Origin of the sequence: Mycolicibacterium neoaurum (assembly GCF_036946495.1) — a bacterium.
Taxonomy (GTDB): Bacteria; Actinomycetota; Actinomycetes; order Mycobacteriales; family Mycobacteriaceae; genus Mycobacterium; species Mycobacterium neoaurum_B.
This window is the reverse complement of record NZ_JAQIIX010000002.1, coordinates 2,777,301-2,803,415: the sequence shown is the minus strand read 5'-3', so window position 1 is coordinate 2,803,415 and position 26,115 is coordinate 2,777,301. Positions and strand designations below refer to the sequence as shown.

18 protein-coding genes and 1 tRNA gene are annotated in these 26,115 nt (G+C 68.8%); 11 read left to right on the top strand and 8 right to left on the bottom strand.

The features are described 5' to 3' along the window. The 3 genes from recC to recD are packed head-to-tail and all read left to right on the top strand — an operon-like array spanning window position 1 to window position 8,017. Complete coding sequence (gene recC / locus PGN27_RS18875; protein ID WP_335327485.1) at window positions 1-3,174, top strand: exodeoxyribonuclease V subunit gamma; 3,174 nt, start codon at window positions 1-3, stop codon at window positions 3,172-3,174. Beyond that, window positions 3,171-6,410, top strand: coding sequence for a UvrD-helicase domain-containing protein (locus PGN27_RS18870; protein WP_335327484.1), 3,240 nt, complete (start codon window positions 3,171-3,173; stop codon window positions 6,408-6,410). The genes recC and PGN27_RS18870 overlap by 4 nt, the downstream gene beginning before the upstream one ends. Next, the gene (gene recD / locus PGN27_RS18865) at window positions 6,407-8,017 is read left to right on the top strand and encodes an exodeoxyribonuclease V subunit alpha (RefSeq protein WP_335327483.1); all 1,611 of its coding nucleotides are present in this window, start codon (window positions 6,407-6,409) and stop codon (window positions 8,015-8,017) included. The genes PGN27_RS18870 and recD overlap by 4 nt, the downstream gene beginning before the upstream one ends. A 6-nt stretch (window positions 8,018-8,023) precedes the next feature. On the opposite strand, the gene PGN27_RS18860 is transcribed toward recD, so the two are convergent. Further along, window positions 8,024-8,173, bottom strand: a complete 150-nt coding sequence (locus PGN27_RS18860) for a hypothetical protein (RefSeq protein WP_169740070.1) — start codon at window positions 8,171-8,173, stop codon at window positions 8,024-8,026. A 294-nt stretch (window positions 8,174-8,467) separates the two neighbouring features. Between PGN27_RS18860 and PGN27_RS18855 the strand changes: the two genes are divergently transcribed. After that, window positions 8,468-9,316 carry an NYN domain-containing protein gene (locus PGN27_RS18855; RefSeq protein ID WP_335327482.1) on the top strand — a complete coding sequence of 283 codons (849 nt, stop codon included), beginning with the start codon at window positions 8,468-8,470 and terminating at the stop codon, window positions 9,314-9,316. Window positions 9,317-9,319: 3 nt separating this feature from the next. Here the strand turns inward: PGN27_RS18855 and stpK7 are convergent, their stop codons facing one another. Further along, on the bottom strand, window positions 9,320-11,077 hold the full coding sequence (stpK7, locus tag PGN27_RS18850) for a serine/threonine protein kinase StpK7 (RefSeq protein ID WP_335327481.1): 1,758 nt from the start codon (window positions 11,075-11,077) through the stop codon (window positions 9,320-9,322). An 85-nt stretch (window positions 11,078-11,162) separates the two neighbouring features. Beyond that, window positions 11,163-12,581: a DUF4407 domain-containing protein gene (locus tag PGN27_RS18845; RefSeq protein WP_335327480.1), complete on the bottom strand. Its 1,419-nt coding sequence runs from the start codon at window positions 12,579-12,581 to the stop codon at window positions 11,163-11,165. A gap of 139 nt (window positions 12,582-12,720) precedes the next feature. Between PGN27_RS18845 and PGN27_RS18840 the strand changes: the two genes are divergently transcribed. The 5 genes from PGN27_RS18840 (at window position 12,721) to PGN27_RS18820 (ending at window position 19,761) form a co-directional block, all read left to right on the top strand. Then, window positions 12,721-15,084, top strand: coding sequence for a flippase-like domain-containing protein (locus tag PGN27_RS18840; protein WP_335327479.1), 2,364 nt, complete (start codon window positions 12,721-12,723; stop codon window positions 15,082-15,084). Between the two features lie 71 nt (window positions 15,085-15,155). Next, entirely contained in the window at window positions 15,156-15,629 is a 474-nt protein-coding gene (locus tag PGN27_RS18835) for a TspO/MBR family protein (protein ID WP_335327478.1), read from the top strand. Window positions 15,630-15,657: 28 nt separating this feature from the next. Continuing rightward, a complete protein-coding gene (locus tag PGN27_RS18830; RefSeq protein WP_335327477.1) occupies window positions 15,658-16,746 on the top strand; it encodes a GGDEF domain-containing protein in 1,089 nt (362 codons plus the stop codon). Between the two features lie 38 nt (window positions 16,747-16,784). Further along, complete coding sequence (locus tag PGN27_RS18825; protein ID WP_335327476.1) at window positions 16,785-18,752, top strand: acyltransferase family protein; 1,968 nt, start codon at window positions 16,785-16,787, stop codon at window positions 18,750-18,752. 241 nt (window positions 18,753-18,993) lie between these two features. Then, window positions 18,994-19,761, top strand: a complete 768-nt coding sequence (locus PGN27_RS18820; protein WP_335327475.1) for a cutinase family protein — start codon at window positions 18,994-18,996, stop codon at window positions 19,759-19,761. 54 nt (window positions 19,762-19,815) lie between these two features. On the opposite strand, the gene PGN27_RS18815 is transcribed toward PGN27_RS18820, so the two are convergent. Both PGN27_RS18815 and PGN27_RS18810 read right to left on the bottom strand, forming a co-directional pair. Then, window positions 19,816-21,147 (bottom strand): PE-PPE domain-containing protein, encoded by a 1,332-nt coding sequence (locus tag PGN27_RS18815; protein WP_335327474.1) that lies wholly within the window; start codon window positions 21,145-21,147, stop codon window positions 19,816-19,818. A gap of 499 nt (window positions 21,148-21,646) precedes the next feature. Continuing rightward, a tRNA-Tyr gene (locus PGN27_RS18810) sits at window positions 21,647-21,729 on the bottom strand. A gap of 71 nt (window positions 21,730-21,800) precedes the next feature. On the opposite strand from PGN27_RS18810, the gene PGN27_RS18805 reads away from it, so the two are divergent. Both PGN27_RS18805 and PGN27_RS18800 read left to right on the top strand, forming a co-directional pair. Further along, window positions 21,801-22,292 carry a YajQ family cyclic di-GMP-binding protein gene (locus tag PGN27_RS18805; protein ID WP_335327473.1) on the top strand — a complete coding sequence of 164 codons (492 nt, stop codon included), beginning with the start codon at window positions 21,801-21,803 and terminating at the stop codon, window positions 22,290-22,292. Window positions 22,293-22,357: 65 nt separating this feature from the next. Continuing rightward, window positions 22,358-23,383, top strand: a complete 1,026-nt coding sequence (locus PGN27_RS18800; RefSeq protein ID WP_019513930.1) for an NAD(P)H-dependent glycerol-3-phosphate dehydrogenase — start codon at window positions 22,358-22,360, stop codon at window positions 23,381-23,383. 144 nt (window positions 23,384-23,527) lie between these two features. Here the strand turns inward: PGN27_RS18800 and PGN27_RS18795 are convergent, their stop codons facing one another. The 3 genes from PGN27_RS18795 to grcC1 all read right to left on the bottom strand — a co-directional run bounded on the left by PGN27_RS18795 (window position 23,528) and on the right by grcC1 (window position 26,115). Then, on the bottom strand, window positions 23,528-24,067 hold the full coding sequence (locus PGN27_RS18795; protein WP_335327472.1) for a hypothetical protein: 540 nt from the start codon (window positions 24,065-24,067) through the stop codon (window positions 23,528-23,530). Between the two features lie 107 nt (window positions 24,068-24,174). Then, a complete protein-coding gene (gene htpX, locus PGN27_RS18790) occupies window positions 24,175-25,041 on the bottom strand; it encodes a zinc metalloprotease HtpX (RefSeq protein ID WP_335327471.1) in 867 nt (288 codons plus the stop codon). Between the two features lie 66 nt (window positions 25,042-25,107). After that, window positions 25,108-26,115: a nonaprenyl/(2E,6E)-farnesyl/geranylgeranyl diphosphat synthase gene (gene grcC1, locus PGN27_RS18785; protein ID WP_335327470.1), complete on the bottom strand. Its 1,008-nt coding sequence runs from the start codon at window positions 26,113-26,115 to the stop codon at window positions 25,108-25,110.

Below are 26,115 nucleotides of genomic sequence, written 5' to 3'. Positions count from 1 at the left end.
ATGGCCTTGCACCTGCACCGTGCCGAGCGCACCGATGCGCTCGCCGACGGCCTGGCATCGATGCTCGCCGAACCGATGGCCGATCCATTCGCCACCGAGTTGGTGCTGGTGCCCGCCAAGGGTGTCGAGCGCTGGCTCGGTCAGCGGCTGGCCAATCGGCTCGGGGTCTGCGCAGGCATCGAGTTCCGCAACCCGCGCTCCCTGCTGGCCGAACTGACCGGTATCGATACCGGCGATCCGTGGGCCCCCGACGCCATGGTGTGGCCGCTGCTGGCGGTGATCGACGACAGTCTCGACGAGCCCTGGTGCACGACGCTGGCCAACCACCTCGGCCATTTCGCCGACGGCGAGGAGCGCGAGCTGCGACAGGGCCGCCGCTACGCGGTCGCCCGCCGGCTGGCCGGGTTGTTCTCCTCCTACGCACGCCAACGCCCCGGCCTGCTGATCGACTGGGACGACATGCCCGCCGATCTGTCGTGGCAGCGCCCGCTGTGGGAACGGCTGGTCGCACGCGTCGCCGCCGATCCGCCGCATATCGCGCACCGCGACGCGGTCGAGAAGTTGCGCACCGCACCGAGCGCGCTGCCGCCCCGGTTGTCGCTGTTCGGCCACACCCGCATCCCCGCCACCGAGATCGAATTGCTGCAAGCCGTCTCCGCACAGCACGACCTGCACCTGTGGCTGCCCCATCCCAGCGACCCGCTGTGGCGGGCATTGGCCGGACGGCGCGGCAGCATCCCGCGCCGTGAAGACACCGACCATCGCGCCGTCGGGCATCCGCTGCTGGCCACCCTCGGCCGCGACCTACGCGAGCTGCAACGTGGCCTGCCGGAGCCGGACACCGACGAATACCTCCCTGCGGCAAGCTATCCCGACACGATGCTGGGCTGGCTGCAGTCCGATATCGCCGCCGACGCGGTGCGCCCGGCGGGCCGCCGTCACCTGCGCACCGACCGCTCCGTGCAGGTCCACGCCTGCCACGGCGCGGCTCGTCAGGTCGACGTCCTGCGCGAGGTCCTGCTGGGTCTGCTCGCCGACGATCCCACCCTGGAGCCACGCGACATCCTGGTGATGTGCCCCGATATCGAGACCTACGCCCCGCTGATCACCGCCGGATTCGGTCTCGGTGACGTCGTGCACGACGCGCACCCGGCGCACCGCCTGCGCGTCCGCCTCGCCGATCGCGCACTGGTGCAGACCAATCCGCTGCTGAGAGTGGCCGGCCAGCTGCTCACGCTCGCCGGTGGGCGCGCCCAGGCCAGCGAGGTGCTGAACCTCGCGGGCGCGGCGCCGGTGCGGATGCGGTTCGGCTTCACCGATGACGATCTGGACACCATCACCGCCTGGGTGCGGGAAGCGAACATCCGCTGGGGTTTCGACCAGCACCACCGCCGACCCTATGGGGTCGAATACCTGCACAACACATGGCGATTCGGACTCGACCGCATTCTGGCCGGTGTCGCGATGTCGGATGACTCGCACGCGTGGCTGGGCACCACACTGCCGTTGGACGATGTCAGCAGCAATCGGGTCGAGCTCGCCGGTCGGTTCGCCGATTTCGTCGAGCGGCTCACCGACGCGGTGCGCGCCATGACAGGTAGCCGGCAGTTGGACGATTGGCTGCAGACCCTCACCGAGGCGATCGAATCCCTGGCCCTCGCCGAGGAGGACTGGCCCGCGGCCCAGGTGCACCGCGAGTTCGCCCGCATCGCCGAGAATGCGGTGGACAACCCGGTTCCACTGCGACTCAGCGATATTCGCGCCTTACTGGATCGGCAGCTGGCCGGCCGCCCGACCCGCGCCAACTTCCGGACGGGCACGCTCACGGTGTGCACCATGGTGCCGATGCGTTCGGTCCCGCATCGGGTGGTGTGTCTGGTCGGACTCGACGACGGCGTCTTTCCCCGCCGGGGTGTCGTCGACGGTGACGACATCCTGGCCCGCGACCCACACACCGGCGAACGCGACACCCGCTCCGAGGACCGACAGCTCCTCCTGGACGCGATAGGCGCGGCCACCGAGACCCTGGTGATCACCTACACCGGCGCCAACGAATACACCGGACAGCCGCGCCCGCCCGCCGTACCGATCGCCGAACTGCTCGACGCCGTCCGTGCCACCGCGGAAACGTCCGAAGGCCATCCGGTGGTGACCCGGCACCCCTTGCAGCCCTTCGATATCGAGAACGTCCGGCCGGGTAGCCTGATCCCGGACCAGCCCTTCAGCTTCGATCGCACGGTTCTCGACACCGCCGAGGCGATGGCGGGCCGGCGCCGCACCCAGCCGAGTTTCGTGTCCGGTCCGCTGCCCGACACGGTCGCCGGTGACGTGCCTCTGGCCGATCTGATCGCCTTCTTCAAGAATCCGGTGAAGGGCTTCTTCCGCGCCCTGGACTACACCTTGCCCTGGGATGTCGACGGCGTCTCCGATGGCATGCCGGTCGAGATCGATGCCCTTGCGGAGTGGACGGTCGGTGACCGCATGCTCGGCGACATCATGCGCGGTATGACACCCCAGGATGCCCAGCAGGCCGAATGGCGCCGCGGCACACTACCTCCGGGCAAGCTCGGTTGGCGGCGCGCCATCGAACTGCGGGATCAGGCCGCGTTACTGGCCGCCGAGGCGCTGCGCTACCGCGGCGCCGACGGTCAGGCCTTCGACGTCGACATCGACCTGGGGGCGGGTCGTCGCCTGACCGGCACGGTGCCGCTGGTCTTCGGCGACCGTCTGGTCAACGTCACCTATTCCAAACTCGGCGCACAACATCTGCTGGCAGCCTGGATTCCGTTGCTGGCCTTGACCGCGGCGCGCGGTGCGCAGTGGTCGGCGGTCTGCATCGGCCGCCCACCGCGCGGCGTCCAGCCCCGCCTGACGGGGCTGGCCCCACCGCAGGACGCCACGGACCTGCTGCGCGATCTGGTGTCCATGTACGACGAAGGCCGGCGTCGTCCGCTCCCGCTCCCCATCAAAACCAGTTATGCCTGGGCCGCCGCCCGCCAGGCCGGTGACGATCCGCACCAGCCCGCCTCCTACCGGTGGCGCAACGAGCGCGACGACCCGGCTATCGAGCGGGTCTGGGGCCGCGACGCGGCACTGGACGATCTCGACGGGCTGCCCGACTACGCGGCCCGGCTGTGGCTGCCGCTGCTGGACGCCGAAGAGGCCGTGCGGTGAAGACTTTCGATCTGACCGGTGCGCTGCCGGCACCGGGCAGCACCACGGTCCTGGAGGCCAGTGCGGGCACCGGAAAGACGTTCGCCCTGGCCGGTCTGGTCACCAGGATGGTCGCCGAGAATCGGGCCGGGTTGGACCAGATGCTGCTGATCACCTTCGGCCGCGCTGCCAGCCAGGAACTGCGTGAGCGGGTGCGTGGCCAGATCGTCGAAGCCATCGCGGCTTTCGAGGATCCGAGCCTGGCGGACAATGAACTGCTGCGGCACCTGATCGCCGACGATCACGACGCCAGGCATCAACGCCTCCGCGATGCGCTCGCCGGTTTCGACGCGGCCACCATCGCGACCACCCACCAGTTCTGCAGCATCGTGCTGAAATCGCTCGGCGTGGCCGGTGACAGCGACAGCGGTCTGACCCTGGTGGAGAACCTCGACGAGCTGGTATCCGAGATCGTCGACGATCACTATCTGGCGCGGTTCGGCCAGGACGGCGACCACCCCGCGCTGACCTACCGCGATGCCCGACAGCTTGCCAAACAGGTCGTCCGCAACCCGGCCGCGGAACTGCGCCCGCTGGAGCCCGATCCCGATTCGGGCACCGCCGTCGCGCTGTCGTTCACCCGGGACGTGTTGGCCGAGCTGGAGATCCGCAAGCGCCGCAACGGCATCCTCGGATACGACGACCTGCTGACCCGGCTGGCCGATGCCCTCGACGACCCCGATTCGGCGGCACGGGTGCAGATGCCGCAGCGCTGGCCGGTGGTGATGGTCGACGAGTTCCAGGACACCGACCCGGTGCAGTGGCAGGTCTTGGAACGGGCCTTCGCCGGGCGATCCACGCTGGTGCTCATCGGCGACCCCAAACAGGCCATCTACGGGTTCCGCGGCGGTGATATCGACACCTACCTGCGCGCCGCGCAGACCGCGGGCGACAAGCAGACCCTCGGCACCAACTGGCGCAGCGATGCCGCTCTGGTCGAGCGGTTGCAGGTGGTGCTCGGCGGCGCCCAGCTCGGCGGCCCCGAGATCGTCGTGCACGATGTTCAGGCCCACCATCAAGGCACCCGGCTGGCCGGCGCCCCGCGCAACGACCCGTTCCGGTTGCGGGTTGTCTCACGCACCGGCACCGGTACCCGCACCATCTCGATGGATCGGTTGCGCACCCATATCGGCGGCGATCTGGCCGCCGATATCGGTGCGTTGTTGAACAGCGGGGCCACCTTCGACGGCCGGCGGCTGCAGGCGCGCGATATCGCGGTGATCGTCGAAACCCACCGGGACGCGAGGGCCTGTGATGCGGCGCTGGCCAAGGCCGGGATTCCGGCGGTCTACACCGGGGACTCGAACGTGTTCGCCTCTCGTGCCGCACACGACTGGCTGTGCCTGCTTGAGGCGTTCGACCAACCGCACCGGTCCGGGTTGGTACGCGCCGCGGCGTCGACGCTGTTCTTCCGCGAGACCGCCGAAACCCTTGCCGCAGGCGGCGATGCGTTGACCGATCGGGTGGCCGAGGAGTTGCGCAGCTGGGCGGGGCACGCCCGCGAGCGCGGGGTCGCCGCGGTGTTCGAGGCGGCTCAGCTGGCCGGGATGGGCACGCAGGTGCTGTCCTGGCAGGGCGGCGAGCGGCTGATGACCGACCTGTCGCATGTGACGCAGCTGCTGCAGGAGACCGCGCACCGGGAGGGTTACGGTCTTCCCGCGCTGCGGGATTGGTTGCGCACCCAGACCGGTGAGGATGGTGGGGCCACCGAGCGCAACCGACGGCTGGACAGCGATGCCGCCGCGGTGCAGATCATGACGGTATGGGTGTCCAAGGGGTTGCAGTATCCGGTGGTCTATCTGCCGTTCGCGTTCAATCGGTATGCACCCGAACCGAACCCGGTGCTCTATCACGATGGGGACACCCGGTGCCTGCACGTCGGGGAGGCCGGTCCGGACGTTCTGCGCGCAGGCAAGGCCGAGGCCGCCGCCAACGACAGCAGGCTGACCTATGTGGCGATGACGCGGGCCTGCTCCCAGGTGGTGGCCTGGTGGGCACCGTCATGGGATGAACGAAACGGCGGGCTCTCCCGGTTGCTGCGCGGACGCCGGCCCGGGGAGGCGCAGGTGCCCGCCGTGTGCTCGCCGGACCGGCTCTCCGACGCCGATGCCAGGGCAAGGCTGCAGGAATGGGCCGATGCGGGTGGACCCGTGCTAGAGGACTCGGTGATCGAGTCCGTGCCCGCCCCAGACCTCGCCGGGGCACCGGATGATCTCGCGATCCGGCGTTTTCACCGCCCCATCGATCTGTCATGGCGACGCACCTCGTACTCGGGTCTGCTGCGCTCGGCAGAGGAGGCGCCGGTATCCAGTGAGCCCGAGATCGCCGAACTGGACGACGAGGTGGCCGATATCGCCCTGGTGGCGCCGGCCACCGGCGCGGACGTCCCATCCCCGATGGCGCTGCTCCCCGTCGGCGCGGCCTTCGGATCGCTGGTGCACGCCGTCCTGGAGACCGCCGACCCGCACGCAGTCGACCTGGCGGCCGAGTTGGTCGGCCATATCGAACGCCACAGCCCGCAGTGGCCGGTGACGGTGCCTGCTGCCGAGCTGGCCGCAGCACTGGTGCCGCTGCACGACACCGACCTGGGGCCGCTGGCTCCGGGTGTCACACTGCGCCAGATCGGGCTGACCGATCGCCTGTGCGAGTTGGACTTCGAGATTCCGTTGGCCGGCGGCGACGGCACCGTCGGCGGGTTCGCGCGGCTGACCGACCTGGCCACGCTGCTGGCCACGCATCTGCCCGCGGGGGACCCGATGCGCCGCTACATCGACCGGCTGTCCTCGGGATCGCTGGGCGCCCAGCCGTTACACGGGTATCTGTCCGGTTCCATCGACGCGGTGCTGCGTATCGGCGGGCGTTACCTGGTGGTGGATTACAAGACGAACTGGCTGGGGGTGGGCGACGCACCGCTGACCGCCGCCGACTACGGGCCTGAGCGACTCGCCGAGGCGATGCTGCATTCGGATTATCCGCTGCAGGCGCTGCTGTACAGCGTTGTGCTGCACCGCTACCTGTCCTGGCGGCTACCGGGTTACGACCCCGAGACGCACCTGGGTGGGGTGCTGTATCTGTTCGTGCGCGGCATGTGCGGACCGGATACCCCGGTGACCGACGGCAACCCGGCCGGTGTGTTCAGCTGGAAACCGCCTGCGGCGCTCGTCGTCGCCATCGCCGATCTGCTGAGGGGACCGTGATCACCGAGTTCGAGGCCGCGGATATCCATGTGGCACAACGACTGACAGCCCTGGCCGGGGAGACCTCGGCCGATGTGGTGTTGGCGGTCCAGTGGGCAGTACGTGCGCTGCGCGGCGGCTCGGTGTGCGTGGATCTACGCGCCGCCGCCCCGGAAGCCGGCCTGGCGGCCGATGAGTGGCTCGCCGCCATCGCGGCCAGCCCCTTGGCCGCCGACCCGCCCGTGCTTCGACTGTTCGGCGACCTGCTCTATCTCGACCGTTACTGGTTGGAGGAGGAGCAGGTCTGCGCCGACGTGTTGGCCCTGGTGTCCACCCGGCCGCCCGGTGAACTCCCGGATGTGTTGCGGCTGTTCCCCGACCAGTGGGCCGAGCAGCGCGCCGCGGCCGAACGGGCACTGACCCAGGGGCTGACGGTGCTGACCGGCGGTCCGGGCACCGGCAAGACCACCACCGTGGCCCGGTTGCTCGCGCTGTTGGCCGAGCAGGCCGCGTTGGCCGGCCGGCCCGCCCCGCGAATCGCGTTGGCCGCACCGACCGGTAAGGCGGCGGCCCGACTGCAGGAGGCGGTCGCCGAACAGGTCGGCCAGCTCGACCTGCAGGATCGCGACCGTCTGCACGGACTGACGGCGACCACCCTGCACCGGCTGCTCGGTGCCCGACCCGACACCTCGTCCCGGTTTCGCCACCACCGCGGAAACCGGTTACCGCACGACGTGATCGTGGTCGACGAGACCTCGATGGTGTCGCTGACGATGATGGCCCGGCTGCTGGAGGCGGTGCGGCCACAGACCCGGCTGCTGCTCGTCGGCGATCCCGATCAGCTCGCCTCGGTGGAGGCCGGCGCGGTGCTGGCCGATCTGGTCGACGGCCTGGGCCCCGATCGCGTGGCCGCGCTGAGCACCTCACACCGGTTCGGCGCGCAGATCGGGACGCTGGCCGACGCGGTGCGCACCGGGGATGCCGATGCCGCGCTCGATGTGTTGGCTGCCGGCGGAGCCCATGTCGAATGGTCGACATCGACCGTGGCACTGCGGGATGTGTTGTTACCGCAGGCGCTTCGGCTCCGCGAGGCGTGCATCCTCGGCGATGTCGACACCGCACAAGCGACCCTGGAGGAGCATCGCCTGTTGTGCGCGCACCGGCACGGGCCGGTCGGGGTGACGCACTGGAACCGCCAGGTGCAGCGGTGGTTGACCGAGGCGACCGGTGATCCGTTGTGGGCGACGTGGTATGCCGGACGGCCGATCCTGGTGACCGCCAACGACTATGGACTCAAGCTCTACAACGGCGACACCGGGGTGACGGTGGCCTCGCCTGCCGGGTTGCGGGTGGCCGTCGGTGACCAGACGTTCGCACCGGGCCGGCTGGCCGAGGCGGAGACCATGCACGCCATGACGATTCACAAGGCCCAGGGCAGCCAGGCCGACGAGGTGACGGTGCTGCTGCCCGCCGAGGATTCCCGACTGTTGACCAGGGAGCTGTTCTACACCGCGGTCACCCGGGCAAGGCACCGGGTGCGGGTGGTCGGCTCGGAAGCCGAGGTGCGTGCAGCGATCTCCCGCCAGGCCATCCGTGCGACGGGCCTGGGTGGACGATTACGTAGGTAGGCGGTCTCAGACGGTCCGCGCCGCGAACGCGGCGCTGGAGATGATGCCGATGGCCAGTGCCGCGGTGCCGTAGCCAAGGATGGCGGCGACCACGACAGCGCCGACAGCGCCGGCACCGAGCAGAACCATGATGACGCCTAAGAGAACACCACTCATGTCGACCTCTTTCGTATGACTGCGATCACAATGTAACGCACCGAGTGTGTTGAATCACAGTCATTCGGGTATCGATCCGGGGGTAGCTGATCCCCACGCGCACACCGAAACTGGCAGGTGCCGACACGATCCGGGGCCGAAAATCGTTAGCTCGTCGTAGCACCATCGCTCAGCTGGCTTAGTAAGGCCGACTAATGGATCTGATCGGCTGGTCTACGGACCCTCGCCCCCGTTGGCCACCCGCACGCCGGGCAGACATTTCCGTCGATCGGCGGACACGGCACACTAGTCCCCGTGACCGAAACAGCACCCACCCGCGTCGCGGTCTACCTCGACTTCGACAACATCGTCATCTCCCGGTATGACCAGGTGAACGGACGGAACTCGTTCCAGCGCGACAAATCCAAGGGCTTACAGTCCGAGGCCCTGGACCGCGCCACCGTGGACGTCGGGGCCATCCTGGACTTCGCGTCGTCATTCGGCACGCTGGTCCTCACCCGCGCATACGCCGACTGGTCGGCCGAAGTCAATGCCGGATACCGCGAGCAACTCGTCGGCCGTGCCGTCGACCTCGTGCAGTTGTTCCCGGCCGCCGCCTACGGCAAGAACGGCGCCGACATCCGGCTGGCTGTGGACGCCGTGGAGGACATGTTCCGCCTGCCCGACCTGACCCATGTCGTCATTGTCGCCGGCGATTCGGACTACATCGCACTGGCTCAGCGCTGTAAACGCCTGGGCCGCTACGTCGTCGGCATCGGCGTGGCCGGCTCGTCGAGCAAGGCACTGGCCTCGGCCTGCGACGAGTTCGTCGTCTACGACGCGCTGCCAGGGGTGCCGGTGTTCGAGCCAGCCGACCAGCCGAAGAGCACCGCCCGGCGCACCAAGAAGTCCGGGGAGCCGGACCCCCAGACCGTCGCGACGGCGCTGTTGGTGCGCGCCCTGCACATCGGTACCGAGAAGGATGATGTCGACTGGCTGCACAACTCGGCGGTCAAGGCGCAGATGAAGCGGATGGACCCGTCGTTCAGCGAAAAGTCGCTGGGATTCCGGTCGTTCAGCGATTTCCTGCGGTCGCGCACCGATGTCGTGGAACTCGACGAGAGCTCGACCACCCGGATGGTGCGGCTGCGCTCGACCGACTGAGCATCACCGCGCGGCGCCGTTGATCACCGGCTCGGCGATCATGCCGCGCTCCACACCCCACATGGTGGCGATGGTCCGGTACTCACCGGTGCCGATCAGGTGCGTGACGGCCTCCAGCAACGGCCGGGCCAACTCCGATCCCTTCGCCACCGGCCACCCGTAGGGCGCGGAGTCGAACACCTCACCGGCCGGCACCAGGGCACCACCGCTGAGTTTGATGGCGAAACCCGTGACCGGCGAATCCGCGCTCATCGCATCGATATCACCGGCGATCAGCGCCGCGGTCACATCGTCCTGCCTGCCGAAGACCACCTTCTCGATCGGGGCAAGCCCGGCGGCCACACATTCGTCGCTCTTGGCCGGGATCTCGACCGTTTCCTGAATGACGCTGTGGGCCACACCCACCCGCAACCCGCACGCGGCGGTCGGATCCACCGATGATCCCGCCCGCTGCGCCCACAACGTGCCCGCCTGGAAATAGGTGACGAAATCGACCAGCTTCTGCCGGGCGACCGTATCGGTCACCGACGACATCCCGACATCGACCGTGCCGGCCTGCACCGCGGGGATGATGTCGTCGAACTCGCTCTCGCGGTACTCGGTGCTCAAACCCATCGTCCGCGCGACCGCATCCAGCAGATCCACGTCGAACCCGACGATCTCCCCGTCAGAATTGGTGAATTCGTTTGGCGCATAAGGCACATTCACACCGACGACGAGCTTGCCGGCGGCCCGCACATCGGCGGGCACCGCGGCGGCGATCGCGGGCACCGCACCCTCGGGCCACTGCCCGGTATCGCGGGAGTCGTGCCACTTCCACGCCCCGACCACACCGGCACCGACGAGCACCAGCACCCCGGCCAGCACCAGTGCCCGGCGTGGAAGCCGGCGCGACTGCGGTGCGCGCCGCCGGGCCGTGTGCCGACCGGATCCGGTGATACGCACCGGCGCCCGCAGCGCACGCGCCGCCGCGGCCGCCAGCTCGGCACCGGATTGGTACCGCTTCTCCGGCTTCTTGGCCATGCCTGTGGCGATCACCTCGTCGAACGGTGCGAGCCGCGGATTGGTGTCCGAGGGCTTCGGTGTCGGCGACACCATGTGCCCGGCGATCTGCTGCTCCAGACTGTCGGCCGGATACGGCCGCGCACCGGTGAGACATTCGTAGAGCACACAGGTCAACGCGTAGGTGTCCGCGCGGGCGTCGGCGTAACCGCCGTCGAACCGTTCGGGCGCCATATAGGCCAGCGTCCCCAGCGTGCTGCCCGCCGTCGTCATTCCGGTCTCCCCCGCGGTGCGGGCCAGACCGAAATCGATCAGGTAGGCGAAATTCGCCTTGGTCAACAGGATGTTGGACGGTTTGATATCGCGGTGGATCAGGCCCTGCTGGTGGGCCGCATCCAATGCCGAGGCGATTTGTTCAACCACCTGCACCGCGAACGTCGGATCCAACGGTTTCCCGGTCTCGGACAACAGTTCACCCAGCGTGCGTCCCTCGATGAGACGCATGTCCAGATACAACCGGCCGTCGATCTCGCCGAAACCGTGGATCGGCACCACATGCGGATCGTTGACCCCGGCGGCCGCCTGCGATTCGCGGCGGAACCGTTGCTGGAACACCTTGTCCTGGGCCATCTGTGGCGGCAGCACCTTCAACGCCACCACGCGATCGGTCTTGGTGTCGTAGGCCCGGTAAACCTCGCCCATGCCGCCTCGGCCGATCAGCCCCCGCAGCTGATAGTGGCCGAACGGCGTCGAGTCCACCTGTTTTCCTCTCGGCGCAGGCCTGCGGGCCTCGTGATGTCGATCGAAGTTACATCACAGGTGGCAAAAATGTCATGACGTGATGTCATCCGGGCGGCAGCTGCCGCGGCCCCGCATCCGACGTCAGCTCCGCAGGCCCGTCGGATTCGCCGAGAATCAGCGTGCGCCGCGACTCCACGTGGGGTCCGTCCGCATCAACCCATTCCCGGTCCGAGGTGACCTGCCGCGGCTGCTCGGCACCCTCGGCCCCGGCGTCGGACTCGACGGTCACCCGATGCGTGCGCCGCAGCGTGAAATGGAACTCCTCGGTCTCGGTGAACACCTGGCGCAGCGGTTTGGCCACCGTCCGCGCGACATTCCTGGAGACGTTGTCGACGGCACCGGCCACGATCGGCGGGACGAACGGCATGATCAGCCGCGCCGCGGCGTTGGTGACCTCTCCGATGACGGGCACCCCGCGCTGCGGCTCAAGCTCGGCAGACTTCTGCACCGGCGCCGGCAGTTCGGCAGGGGCCACCCGCTCGGACAGCACCACCTCGGACTCGGGTACCTCGGGCTCGGCCGCGCACGCCTGCGCCACCCGGCGGCGCTGCCGCTCGGCGTCGATCTCGTTCTGCGCCGCAATCGCCATCCGCGCGCTGTTGAGCTCCTGCTCGGCCCACATCTGATCGACCTGGGCGCGCACCTGCGCCCGATTCACCGCGATCGCCGTGTCGGCCGCCGTATCGGCCTCGACCGCCGTCGGGCCGCGCCACCGCCTCAACATGAGCGGCAGCACCGTCAGAACGGTGAAGAAGCCGACCACCAGCAGGCGCAGGATCACCGAACCGGGATGGTCGAGGACATAGGTGTTCATCGCCTGCCAGCGCACGCCGAGCCCACCGGTCAGGGTGTCCTGTCGCGCCTGTGCCAGCGCCTGTTCCCTGATGCGCACCTCATCGTCCAACACCGGCCCGCGACCGTCCCGATCGGCGACCGCGGCGTCGAGGCGGCGCTGGGCGTCGTCGAGGAATGCATCGGCGGTCCGCGCCTCCGGACCAGAGCCCGGCACCCCGGTGATGCGGATCTGCGGACAGGCCGCGGACGGATTGACCTCGCAGCGCGCCACGATCAACGCCTCGTCGCGATGGCGGTTGGCCTCTGCGACGGCTTCGTCCAGACCCGCACGCTCAGCCCGCGCCTGATCCAGTGCCGCCGTCGCCGTCGCCTCGGCCGGGGAATCCCGCGCGGTCAGCACCTGGTCGATCTGTCCGCCGAACACCGCCACCGCCGCGAGCTCGCCGAGCAGCAGACCCGCCACGACGGCGACGGCCACGCGAGCCCCGAAAGCCGTGGCCGCGCCGTGTGTCACGGCCCACACCACGGCCCAGAACACCGCACCGAACGCCACCGCGGCCGCGATCACCGCCGTCGGCGGCCAGGTCGTCGAACCGCCCAGTGCCAGCCCGCCCACCAGCGTGGCCACCGCGCCCATCAGCGGCTCGCCGATTTTCTCGCCACGCATAGAGGCCCCCACAGTCTCTTTCTCGGTGCTGTGCGCCAGGCGGAAGAACCCACGCCGGCTGCGAATGCCGGAATTCTCTCACAGCGCCGCGTGTCCCGCCTCGCGCACCGATCCGCCCGCCCCGGTTACGTTTGTCCCCGTGCGAGTCGACGGTCGGGACATCAGCGTCACCGGCAGCTTGCTGCAACCGCTCACCCGGCGCACCAACGAGATCCTGCGGGTGGTGCTGTCGGCGGTGTTCCTTGCCGTCGTCATCACCAGTTCACTGATCACCCGCAACGACTGGGTGGCCCTGGAACGGTCCATCTCCGAGATCATCGGCGTGCTGACCCCCACCCAGTCCAATCTGGTCTACCTGGCCTATGGGGTCGCCATCCTGGCGCTGCCCTTCGTCATCCTGGTGCAGCTGATCATCGGAAGGCACTGGCGGCTGCTGGCGGCCTACGGTGCCGCCGGCCTGATCGCGGTGCTGGCGCTGTCGATCACCGGCCGCGGAATCGCGGCGCCGCAGTGGCATTTCGACCTCGGCGACCGGCTCGACACCCAGCTCTCGCAGTTCCTCGACGATCCGCGCTGGGTCGCCTTGCTGGCCGCGGTGCTGACCGTCTCGGGGCCGTGGTTGTCCCGCCGGCTGCGCCGGTACTGGTGGGCGCTGCTGTTGGCGTTCGTGCCGATCCACCTGTTCGTCAGTGCCGTCGTGCCTGCCCGCACACTGCTCGGATTGGCGGTCGGCTGGTTCGTCGGCGCCCTGGTGGTCTGGGTGGTCGGCACCCCCGCTCTGGAGGTCCCGCTCGATGGCGCCGTGCGCGCGCTGGCCCGCCGCGGTTTCGTCGTCTCCGCCCTGGCCGTCATCCGGGCGCCCAGTGAGGGCGCACTGGTGCTGGCGGCCACCGGTCCCGACAGCACCGCCGTCGTCGAGCTGTACGGACCCAACCAGCGCAGCGGCGGCGCGCTGAGCCAACTGTGGCGAAAAGTTCGGTTGCGCAGCGACGAAACCGCCCCGCTGCACGCCTCCATGCGGCGCACCATCGAGCATCGCGCGCTGATGGCCATCGCGATCGACACCCTGGGGCGGTCCAACATCTCCTCGGTGTCGGTCAGCGCACTCGACCGTGGCTGGACGCTGTATGCCCGCAAACCCGCGCGCGGTGTTCCGCTGAGCGCCGACGCCGCGCCGGTGACCGCCGTATGGGAGGCGCTGCGGGTATTGCACGACAACCAGATCTCCCACGGCGACCTGTGCTGCGGGGAGATCACCGTGCACGACGGGCAGGTCCAGTTCGGCGGGTTCGTCAACGCCGAATACGGCGCCACCGACGCGCAGCTGCAATCCGATATCGCCCAACTGCTGGTGACCACCTCGGCGATGTACGACCCGCAATCCGCGGTCGCCGCGGCCATCGAGACCCTCGGCCGCGACACCGTGCTGACCGCGTCGCGGCGGCTCACCAAGACCGCCGTACCCGCCCGGATCCGGGATTCGGTCGACGACCCGAAGGCCGTCATCGAGGCGGCCCGCGCACAGGTCCAACACCAGACCGGGGCCGACAACATCCGCACCGAGACCATCACCCGGTTCACCCGCATCCAGCTCATCCAGCTGGTGCTGCTGGTGGCGCTGGTCTACGTGGCCTACCCCTTCATCAGCACCGTGCCCGCGTTCTTCGACGAACTCGGCAACGCGAACTGGTGGTGGGCGCTGGTCGGGCTCGGGGTGTCGGCACTGCGCTATCTGGGTGCCGCCGGCGCGTTGTGGGCGTGCGCGGACGGGCTGGTGGCCTACCGCCACCTGGCCATCATGCAGGTGGCCAACACCTTCGCCGCCACCACGACGCCCGCCGGCGTCGGCGGCCTGGCACTGAGTACCCGCGTGCTGCAGAAGGGCGGCCTGTCCACCATGCGCGCCACCGCGGCGGTCGCGCTGCAGCAGAGCGTTCAGGTGCTGGTGCACGTGGTGCTGCTGATCCTGTTCACGACCATTGCCGGGGCGTCGGCGAACCTGTCGCATTTCGTGCCCAGCGCGACCGTGCTCTATCTGGTGGCCGGCGTCGCCCTCGGGCTGGTGGGGGTGTTCCTGTCGGTGCCCAAGCTGCGAGGCTGGCTTGCCTCGTCGCTGGCGCCCAAACTGCAGGAGGTCAAGACCGACCTCTGGGAACTGTCCAAGGAACCCAAACGCCTCGCCCTGATCGTGCTGGGTGCCGCGGGCACCACGCTGGGCTCGGCGCTGGCGCTGTGGGCCAGCATCGAGGCATTCGGGGGCGACACCTCCTTCGTCACGGTCACCGTCGTGACGATGATCGGCGGCACGCTCGCCTCCGCCGCCCCGACCCCCGGCGGTGTCGGCGCGGTGGAAGCGGCGTTGATCGGTGGACTGGCCGCCTTCGGTGTCCCGGCCGCCATCGCGGTGCCCGCGGTCCTGCTCTACCGGGTGCTGACCTGTTGGCTGCCGGTGTTCGTGGGCTGGCCGGTGATGCGCTGGCTGACCCGCAAGGACATGATCTGAGGGTTTCACCTTCTCGTCGGGTGGATACTGGACAGGGACAGCGCACGTCCCCCATAAGCCTGGAGCGTCCCTTGCAGATTCGCACGCTTGCACCGACCGCACTCGCCGTCGCCGCCACGGCGGTGGTGGGCAGCCTTGCCAGCAAACCGGCCGTCGAATCCGCCTGGTACGCAAAACTCAAGAAGCCGCCCTACCAGCCCCCCGGAGCGGCGTTCCCGGTCGCATGGACCTCGCTGTACACCGATATCGCCGTGGTCTCGTCCCAGACGCTCGACGAAGCGCCACCCGAGGTGCGCCGCAGCTACACCCGGGCCCTGGTGCTGAACCTGATCCTCAACGGCAGCTGGTCCTGGTTGTTCTTCAACCGGCGCAAGCTCGGCGCATCGGCCATCGCCGCCGGGGCCCTTACCGTCAGCAGCGCCGACCTGACCCGCCGCGCCGTGGCCGTGCGGGGCGCCAAGGCCGCGCCGCTGGGTCTCTATCCGCTGTGGTGCACCTTCGCCACCGCCTTATCCACCCATATCTGGGTGCTCAACCGACGCTGACTTGCCCCGACGTACCACGGTCTGGCGCTTGGCCGGTGCGCCGCACTACACCGATCAGCTCCGGCTGTGGTGGGGCGACGACGTCGACCATCGCTTTCTGCTGGACTTCCTGCGGGCCCGCGGTTTCCTGACCTCGCTGCGGGTCGTCATCGCCGTGGTCGGCGCCGGGATGGCCGTCGCGTTGCTCGCTCTGCTGGCCACCGATCTGGCCGACCCTGCCGGGCCGATGCGGGTACTGGTCACCGCGATCACCGTCGTCGCGGTGGCATGGCCGTTCTATTGGCTGTTCGGCCCGTGGCCCTCCCCGCGGATGTCGATCACGCTGTTCCTGTTCATCGACGTCGGCATCGCGGTGGCCGGTTTCGCCCATCGCGACCCGCTGGCCGGTTTGACCGCGACACCGGTATTCGCGGTGACCGGCATCTACATCCTGTTCTTCCACGGCGCCCGTGCGATGGTCGCGCATCTGGTGATCGTGGTCGCGGCGATCGCCGCGCTGGCGACGCGGCTCGCGGTCTCGGACTATCCCGACGCGGTGCCGCTGACCGTGGGCAAAACCGCGGTGGCCCTGCTGGTCACGGTGTTCATCCTGCCGTTCGCCCAGTTCGCTTTCTGGCTGATCCGCAACAGTTCGGTGGAATCGCTGGTCGACCCACTGACCACACTGGCCAATCGGCGCGGGCTGCGCGCCCACATGTCCCGACTGATCGGCGCCGGCGAACCGCTGAGCGACCTGTGCGTGTTCGTCATCGACATCGACAAGTTCAAGAACGTCAACGACCGACACGGCCACGCCGTCGGCGACGACATCCTGGTCCAGACCGCAGCGCAGGTGCGTCGGGTGCTCGGCGAGCCCGCGCTGGCCGCCCGCACCGGCGGTGAGGAGTTCGTCGCCGTCGACACCATGACGGCCGACCGGGCAGCCGAGGTGGGATCACTGCTGCGGGCGGCGATCGGCGAGGTGGGCCCGCCCGGAGTGACGGTCAGCATCGGCGCGGCATGTGGGCCGGTGCACAGCATGGAGTGCTTCGAGCGGTTGCTGCAGACCGCAGACACCGCGATGTACCGCGCAAAACACGACGGCGGCGACCGCGTGTCCATCGCCGACCCGGCGTAGCCGACTCCCCGCCGCCGCCCCGTTATGCTCGGGGCGCCTTGCAGACCACACAGCCCGCCCCCGTCCCCGTTGCGCCCGTCGGGCGGCATGTCCGCCCCGACCTCGACGCGTTGACGGTCATCGCGGTGACCCTTGTGGTCATCGGCCACCTCTGGCTGGGCCGGGTGTCCGGCGGGGTGGACGTGCTGCTGGTGCTGGTGGGCTACTTCTTCGGCTCGCGCATCCTCGGATGCCGGGGATCGGTGTGGGTCGAGGCGTGGCGCTGGACCCGCCGGTTGGTCCCCGCGCTGGTGCTGATGCTGGCCGTCTCGGCCGTCCTCACGGTGCTGGTGCAGCCGCAGACCCGCTGGGAATCCTTCGCCGAGCAGACGCTGCCCAGCCTCGGCTTCTATCAGAACTGGCTGCTGGCCACGACCGTGGGCGACTACTTCCAGGCCGGCCAGACCGTCACCCCGCTGCAGCACCTGTGGGCGTTGTCGGTGGCGGGCCAGGTGATGCTGGCGCTGGTCGCGGCGGCCTGGTTGATTCGACGGCGCGGGCCGCTGCTTGCCGTCGTGGGGTTGGCCGCCGCGGCGTCCCTGGCGTGGGCGGTGGTGCAGACCTCCAGTGACCAGACCGTCGCCTACTACAGCACGCTGACCCGCGCCTGGGAGCTGCTGGCCGGTGTGCTGGCCGCGGCGGTTGCCGGGCGATGGCCCTGGCCGTCCCGGCTGCGGCAGGCGGCAGTGGTGGTCGGCGTCATCGCGATCGTGGGCTCCGGGTTGCTCGTCGACGGTGTCGCCGACTACCCCGGGCCGTGGGCGTTGGTGCCGGTGTTGGCGACGGTGCTCGTGATCATCAGCGGACCGTCGGGGACATCGTCTTCTGCCGTGGTCACCTGTGCCTACGCCATGTACCTGTGGCACTGGCCGATGCTGATCTTCTGGTTGGCCCACACCAACGACGACACCGTCGGCATCGGTGAGGCGGCCGCCATCCTGGGTGCCGGCGCACTGGCCTCCTGGTTGACCTGGTTGTCGGTGCGGGCCGGGACGAGCGCCTGGCGCACGGTGCTCACCGGCGCCACGACCGCGGTCCTGGTGGTCGCGCTCGCGGTCGCCGCGGTGGGCTGGCGCGAGCATGTCGAACAGATCCGGGCCAGCGGCACCGAGCTGGCGACGCTGCCGCTGCGCGACTACCCGGGCGCGCTGGCCCTCGGCGACGGTCGGCCGGTCGCCAAGCTGCCGACGCGCCCCACCGGTCTGGAGGCCCCCGACGACGTACCGCCGTCCACCCTCGACCAGTGCCTTGCCGACTTCGGCGGCGAGGAGGTCGTCAGTTGTGTCTACGGTGACCCGAAAGCCACCCGCACCATCGCGCTGGCCGGCGGCTCGCATTCCGAGCATTGGCTGACCGCGCTGCATGCACTGGGACGCCAGCACGGCTTCAAAGTGACGACCTATATGAAGATGGGGTGCCCGCTGACCACGGCGGAGGTCCCGATCATCGCCGGGCCGTTCACGCCGTACCCGTCATGCCGCACCTGGTCGGACAACGCGCTGGCCCAGATCGTGGCGGAGCGGCCCGATTACGTCTTCTTCACCACCACCCGGCCGATCCTCGACGGGGACGGCGACTACGTACCCGACTACTACCTCGGTGTCTGGGACGAGCTGTCCGACAACGGCATCGGCATGCTCGGCATCCGGGACACCCCGTGGATGCTGCGCGACGGGCGGTTCTTCTCCCCCGTCGACTGCCTGGCCTCCGGTGAGGATGCAGACACCTGCGGGGTGCCGCGCACCGAGGCGTTGGCCGACCGCAACCCGACGCTGGATCATGTGCAGGACTATCCGCTGCTACAGGTGCTGGACCTTTCCGACGTGGTGTGCCGGCCGGACATCTGCCGGGCCGCGGAGGGCAATGTGCTGATCTACCACGACGCGCACCACCTCTCGGCGACCTACGTCCGCACCATGGCCGACGAACTGGGCCGGCAGTTGGCCGAGGCGACCGGTTGGTGGTGAAGGTCCGCTTATATGCGGTCGAGAGTGACGCTGCGGTCGTGAAAACCCCGGACTCAGCTGCCAGAACGTCGCTTTCGCGGTTGTAATCCAACCCCTCCTGCCGGCGCGCTGATTCCGTGCGCTCAGGTGAGATGGATCACTTGACAGCCGTGGAATCCTGTCCGCCGATCCGGGCTTGTAGCAGGTAACTGCCACCACTACTCGCAGCGATGGCACATCGGATTCCAGAACGGGGAAACTCATGAGCACATCGCCACAGACCTGGGCGGCGCGGGCCGCACGCTCGGCACTGTTCGCGGCCCTGGCCGTCTTCGCCGTCATCGCCGGACTGTTCGCCGGTCCCGCCGCCACCGCGAAGGCCGCCGCCGGCGCCTGCGCCGATGTCGCAGTGGTGTTCGCCCGCGGCACCTTCGAGGCACCCGGCGTCGGCGCGACCGGTCAGGCGTTCGTCGACGCGTTGAATGCACGGCTGCCCGGCCAGTCGGTCAGTGTGTACGGGGTCAACTACCCGGCCTCGCTGGACTTCGGCCGGGCCGTCGACGGTATCGCCGACGCCACCAACCACATTCAGCAGATCGCCGCCGACTGCCCTGACACCAAGATCGTGCTGGGCGGGTACTCGCAGGGCGCCGCGGTCGCGGGCTACAGCACCAGCACCAGCGTCCCCGCCGGGTACACCCTGCCCGCCGGGTTGGCCGGTCCGATGCCCGCCGATGTCGCCTCGCATGTGTCCGCGGTCGTGCTGTTCGGCACCCCCGACAACTGGTTCCTGGGCCTGGCCGATCGCAACGCTCCCCCGATCACGATCGGCGACCTGTACGCCGGTAAGAGCCTGCAACTGTGCGCCGCCGGTGACCCGGTCTGCTTCCCCGGCGGGTGGGACCGCGCCGCGCACAGCTCGTACAAGAGCAACGGAATGGCGAATCAGGCAGCCGATTTCGTGGTCGGACGGCTGGGCGCCGCGGCCCCGTCGGCGACCATGGTGCAGGCGGCCGCGCAGGTCGGCTGACGCCGAACATGATTGAGGCCCCCTCTCACGAGGGGGCCTCAATTGTGTTGGTGGCTACTCGGGATCGGCACCCTCGTCGTCTCGGGAGGTCGGCGCAGCCGTATCGGCGGGCTCGGACGGCTCGGGCCCCGGATCGGGTTCGGCGATCCCGGGCCCGGGATCATCGGCGGCCGTCAGCGCATCGGGATCGTTGTCGGAATCGGTGAACTCGGCGCGCTCGAAACCGCGTTCCTCGGAATCGGATTCGTCGTCCTCGGGCTCGACGGTAAGGGCCTGCTGTTGGGGTTTCTGGGTGATGCCGTTGAGTTCGGCGTCCCGATCCTCCATGGCGTCGATGATCTCCGAGGTTGTGTCCGGCGCGGTGACCACGGGTGGCTCACTCGGCGGCTCCGGCGTCGGCGCCGTCCCGGCCATGATCTGGCCGGCCTTCTCGAATCCGGCAGCGATGTTCTGCAGGTAGGTGAACGCCTGCTGTGGTGTGGGCAGGAACTGGATTCGGCCGGTCTCGTACATACCCGTGCTCTCCACCATCGGCTGCAGGATCGCCTGCAGGGCGTCGATGAACTGGGACGGCACACCGAGCAGCTTGAGCGGCATCAGCAGCGGCATCACCGGGCTGTGCACCCGCACCGTGACGACGTTTCCGTCGACGGTGACCACATTCTCCGGATCCTCGAAGTCGAAATCCTGCAGTCGGGAGTGCTCGAAGATGAACCCGGCGGCCAGCTGGATCCAGCTCATCGGGTTGAACAGATACCGCGGGAAGTACGCGATGGGGTCGTACTCGCGGTTGACGCGCAGATAGGTTCCGTCGGGCAACGCGATGGCGCCACCCAACACGTCGGACCCGAAGGTGGGCTCGTCGGGGCCGTAGCGGGCGAAGATGCCGGTGCCCGGGGTGTTGGAGTCGCCGTAGAAGACCCCGAACACGCTCGACATGTCATAACCGGTGGCGGCCAGCCGGTTCAGCGCCTCGGCGGCGACGCGGCCGCCGAACGATCCGGTGTTGATGGCGCTGACGGTGGTGGCCGGGTCACGGGCCGCCAGCAGTTCGGTGAGCCAGGTTGCTCCGGCGTCGACGGATGCCGCCGTGACGCTGCCGGGATAGCGGACCGGGTCGTTGAGGACGGTGACGTCCTGGATGCGGCGCCAGACGCCGCCGTCCTGGGTGTCCAGGGCGCCGGCCGGGAACTGCACACCGGCGCCGGGCACCGCGAACAATGCCAGCGCGGCCAGCTCGACGGCCTCAGCGGACACCGTGCGGTGCTGGATCACGGGTGGGGTGGGATCGGCCGGCACGGTGTGGTCGACGACTCCGCCTGCGAGCAGGACCGCCACTGCGGGTACCGCGACGGCGACACGACTTATTCGGTAGCGCTTGTTCACCCCAGGCTCCTTCATGATGATCCCCCGACGGCGTCCGCGAGTTGCTGAAACCGCACCAGCGGGTGCGCCTTTCGCGGTGACACCGTTCCCTTGCGGCGGATAGTAGAGCTACAGCGCACGTCCGCGCAGCTCGTGCTCGGGGCGTAAAGTTTGCTGAAACTGCGTGTTCGTGTTCGCCACCGCGGATTCGTGATCCGCGGACGTGGGCACGCCGAGCGGTAGCTCGGCCGGGGGCGACCGTGAACCTCCGGCAACCCGCCGTCGGCTCCGTCGACCCTGGGTCACGCGCGGTCGCAACACCGCCAGCGACGCGGCACCCGACCGAGGCGAATCCCGTCACAAGTTACCCACCGCGCAATGTCGCCGCCGGCGGTGCGGCCGCTGTGAGGTTGCTGAGATCGAGAACACAACTTGACGGGCGTCCAGAGATTTCAGCCGATCGGCGGACGCGGCAGGCAGAAACACGTCAGGCCCCCTCGAAAAGGGGGCCTGATCAGTGTGGCAGGTACAGGATTCGAACCTGTGTAGGCGTTAGCCGACGGATTTACAGTCCGCTCCCATTGGCCGCTCGGGCAACCTGCCGGATTTGGTGCGAGTAGCAGACTACAACGAGGATGTACCGAAGACGAAAACGGCACTATGAGGAGGGTCCAATGGCGGATTCAAGCTTCGACATCGTCAGCAAGGCCGACCGCCAGGAGGTCGACAACGCGCTCAACCAGGCGGCCAAGGAACTGTCGACCCGCTTCGACTTCCGCGGCACGGACACCACCATCGAGTGGCAGGGTGAGGAGGGCATCATCTTGGTCTCCTCCACCGAGGAGCGCGTGAAGGCCGCGGTCGACGTGTTCAAGGAGAAGCTGGTCCGCCGCGACATCTCGATGAAGGCCTTCGAGGCAGGCGACCCACAACCCTCGGGCAAGACCTACAAGGTCATCGGCAGCATCAAGCAGGGCATCGACAGCGAGAACGCCAAGAAGATCACCAAGCTGATCCGCGACGAGGGCCCCAAGGGCGTCAAGGCGCAGATCCAGGGCGAGGAGATCCGGGTCAGCTCGAAGAAGCGCGACGACCTGCAGGCCGTGCAGGCGCTGCTGCGCGGGGCCGACCTGCCGGTGGCTCTGCAGTTCGTCAACTACCGGTAGCGCTTCGCCCGCGGGAGTTGGGCAAGTCGGGCTCACCGGCACCGTCGCCGCAATACGCTGACCGGATGGCACCTGCACAACGCGAACCGAACGTCGTCGTCCTCGGCGGCGGCTCCTGGGGAACCACCGTCGCCTCCATCTGTGCTCGGCGCGGACCCACCCTGCAATGGGTGCGTTCCGAGGAGACCGCCAAGGACATCAACGAGAACCACCGCAACTCCCGGTATCTGGGCGACGAGTGTGTGCTGCCCGACGGACTGCAGGCGACCACCGATTTCTCCGAAGCCGCCCAGCGCGCCGACGTCATCGTGATGGGAGTGCCCTCGCACGGTTTCCGCGGGGTGCTCATCGAGCTCGCCCGCGAGCTGCGCCCGTGGGTGCCGGTGGTGTCGTTGGTGAAAGGCCTTGAGCAGGGCACCAATATGCGGATGAGCCAGATCGTCGACGAGGTGCTGCCCGGGCATCCGGCGGGAATCCTGGCCGGGCCCAATATCGCCCGCGAGGTCGCCGAGGGCTATGCCGCCGCGGCCGTGCTGGCGATGCCCGATCAGCATCTGGCAGCCAACCTGGCCGGGCTGTTCCGGACCCGGCGCTTCCGCACCTACACCACCGACGATGTCGTCGGCGTCGAGATGGCTGGCGCACTGAAGAACGTCTACGCGATCGCCGTCGGCATGGGCTACTCGCTGGGCATCGGGGAGAACACCCGCGCCATGGTGATGGCCCGCGCGGTCTCCGAGATGTCGAAGCTGGGCGTCGCGATGGGCGGGCACCGGGACACCTTCGGCGGCCTGGCAGGCATGGGCGACCTGATCGTCACCTGCACCTCGCTGCGCAGCCGCAACCGGCACGTCGGTGAGCAGCTGGGGTCGGGCAAGACCGTCGAGGAGATCATCGCCTCGATGAACCAGGTCGCCGAGGGCGTCAAGGCCGCCTCGGTCATCATGGAGTTCGCCGAGAAGTACGACCTGAGCATGCCAATCGCCCGCGAGGTCGACGGTGTCATCAATCACGGGCACACGGTCGAGGACGCCTACCGCGGGTTGATGGTGGAGAACCCGGGCCACGAGGTGCACGGCTCCGGGTTCTGAAGCCACCGGTCTCCCTGGGTTCAGCCGAATCGCTCGGTGTGCTGGCGCGGCTGCAGTCAGGGAGACGAAACCGGCCAAGGGGCTACCTCAGTGCAGTGCCGCCAGGTCTCGCACCGGGATGGCTGAAACCAGGTAGGAGCCGGCTCAGTTGAAGTAGGGGTTGCGGCCCTCGGGACGGTCCAGCAGCGGGTTGGTCGGGTTGACGATCCAACTGCCGCCCGGGCTGATCACGAAACCGGACTGGTCGAACGAGTTCTGGCAGGTGACCAGTGCACCGTCCGTGCCACAGGTGACGTGCTGGAAGCTGATGCGCGAGTTCGCGGGCAACGGCAGCGCCGGCTTGTCGCCGACATAGACCGGGTTGGCCGCCGTGGCGAATCCCGGGGCGCCGATCTGCGCGCCGGTGACGACGTTGGCTCCACCGGGTGCACCCGGGAAGGGCGGTCCGCTGCAGCCATAGCTTCCGTTGGCTCGGCTCATCACGCAGGTGATGCCCTCGCCGGCGGTGAAGGCGTACATGCTGCCGTCGTTGACCGCGTACTCCGAGGGCTTCACGAATGCGTAGCCGCCGATATCGGGCGCTGGTGGCGGGGGCGGCGGCGGAGGGGGTTCGGCCGCCGCGATCGCGGGGGCGCTCAGCGCAGCCATGGCTGCCACGGCACACAGCACACCTCGGGTACGCATGCGCCACACCCTATCCCGTCGTGGGGCTTTCCCGCCGCCAGTGAGACGTTACTGCGCTCCATTCGACCCTGGGGCCACCAGAACGTCTCACTCGGCAACCGGAGGCCTCAGCGGCCGGCCATCTGCTCCAGCCGACGGATGCGGTCCTCGATCGGCGGGTGGGTGGAGAACAGCTTGCCGATCTTCTCCCCCGCCCGGAACGGGTTGGCGATCATCAGGTGCGCCTGATCGGCCAGTTGCGGCTCGGGCGGCAGCGGCGCGGCCTGCACACCGTAGGCGATCTTGCGCAGGGCGCTGGCCAAGGCCAGCGGATCACCGGTCAGCTCGGCGCCGGACTGGTCGGCCTGGTACTCCCGCGACCGCGACACCGCGAGCTTGACGACGGTCGCCGCGATCGGGCCGAGCATCGAAACCAGGAGCATCGCAAAGGGATTCGCGCCACCTTCGCGGTTACCGCCGAACATCGAGGCGAACACCGCGATATTGGCCAGCGCGGTGATGACCGATGCCATCGCTCCCGCCACACACGAGATCAGGATGTCGCGGTTGTAAACGTGGGACAGCTCGTGGCCGAGCACCGCGCGCAGCTCACGCTCGTCGAGGATGCCCAGGATGCCGGTGGTGCAGCACACCGCGGCATTGCGCGGGTTACGGCCGGTGGCGAACGCGTTGGGCGCTGCGGTATCGCTGATGTAGAGCCGCGGCATCGGCTGGCGCGCCACGGTCGCGAGCTCCCGCACGATCCGGTACATCGCCGGCGCCTGCATCTCGCTGACGGGCTGGGCGTGCATGGCCCGCAGCGCCATCTTGTCGCTGTTGAAGTAGACGTAGGCGTTCATGCCGACGGCGAAGAGCACCGCCAGCATGAGGATCGACTGGTTCTGGAACAGGGCACCGATGAAGACGATCAGCGCGGACATGCCGACCAGCAGCACGAACGTCTTCAATCGATTGGCATGGGGATGCCAGGTCATCAGCTTTTCTCCTCCGAGAGTCTTCGCTGATTCAACGGCCGACGACCGCCTCAGGTTCCGGATGACTCAGCCGTGCCGGTTGACGGTGTAGTCGACCAGCGTGGCCAGGGCGTCGCGGCCGGGGCCGGCCGGCAGGTTGGCCAACTCGTCGCGGGCCCGCCCTGCGTACTCGCGCACCTTCTTCTTGGCCTTGCCCATGCCCGGGGAGCGGCGCAGCAGGGTCAGTGCCTCGGCGACCTCGGCGTCATCGGTCAGCGGCGCGGCCAGCAGCACCCGCAACCGGTCGGCATCCTCCCCGTCCTCGCGCAAGGCGTAGAGCACTGGCAGGGTGTGCACACCCTCGCGCAGATCGGTCCCGGGCAGCTTGCCGGATTCGTCGGGGTCGCTGTCGATGTCGATGATGTCGTCGGAGATCTGGAAGACCGTGCCGACGATGCCGCCGAGCCGGGACAGCCGCTCGATCTGTTCGGTGTCGGCACCGGAGAACGTCGCCCCGAACCGGCCGGATGCCTCGATCAGGCAGGCGGTCTTCTCGTAGACCACCTTGAGGTAGTGCTCGATCTCGTCGGTGCCCTCGGCGGCGCCGCGGGTCTCCCGCATCTGACCGGTGACCAGCTGGGCAAAGGTATCGGCGATCACCCGCACGGCGTCCGGGCCGAGTCGGGAGACGAGCCGGGAAGCGGTGGCGAAGAGGTAGTCACCGGCCAGGATGGCGATGTTGTTGCCCCAGCGGGCGTTGGCGCTGTCGGCGCCGCGCCGCACCTGGGCCTCGTCCATCACGTCATCGTGATAGAGCGTCGCCAGGTGCACCAGCTCGATGACGGCCCCGGCGATGGTGACCTCCGGATCCTCCGGCCGCGGTCCCAGCGAACCCGCCAGCACGGTGAACAGCGGGCGGAAGCGTTTGCCGCCGGCCTGGAAGAGATGCTGGACGGCCTCGGCCATCAGCACGTCGGCCTTACCCAGCTCGGTAGACATCAGATCCTCGACGCGTTCCACGCCGTCACGCACCCGCGTCGCGAAATCGGGGTCCCCGAAATCCACGCCCGCCACCACGCTCGCCGGTGTCCTCAT

Coding starts and splice junctions, on each gene's coding strand:
- recC (WP_335327485.1), top strand. CDS start 1: ATGGCCTTGCACCTGCACCGTGCCGAGCGCACCGATGCGCTCGCCGAC.
- PGN27_RS18860 (WP_169740070.1), bottom strand. CDS start 8,173: ATGAGTGGTGTTCTCTTAGGCGTCATCATGGTTCTGCTCGGTGCCGGC.
- PGN27_RS18845 (WP_335327480.1), bottom strand. CDS start 12,581: ATGCGTGGCGAGAAAATCGGCGAGCCGCTGATGGGCGCGGTGGCCACG.
- PGN27_RS18820 (WP_335327475.1), top strand. CDS start 18,994: ATGAGCACATCGCCACAGACCTGGGCGGCGCGGGCCGCACGCTCGGCA.
- PGN27_RS18805 (WP_335327473.1), top strand. CDS start 21,801: ATGGCGGATTCAAGCTTCGACATCGTCAGCAAGGCCGACCGCCAGGAG.
- PGN27_RS18800 (WP_019513930.1), top strand. CDS start 22,358: ATGGCACCTGCACAACGCGAACCGAACGTCGTCGTCCTCGGCGGCGGC.
- PGN27_RS18795 (WP_335327472.1), bottom strand. CDS start 24,067: ATGCGTACCCGAGGTGTGCTGTGTGCCGTGGCAGCCATGGCTGCGCTG.
- htpX (WP_335327471.1), bottom strand. CDS start 25,041: ATGACCTGGCATCCCCATGCCAATCGATTGAAGACGTTCGTGCTGCTG.
- grcC1 (WP_335327470.1), bottom strand. CDS start 26,115: ATGAGGACACCGGCGAGCGTGGTGGCGGGCGTGGATTTCGGGGACCCC.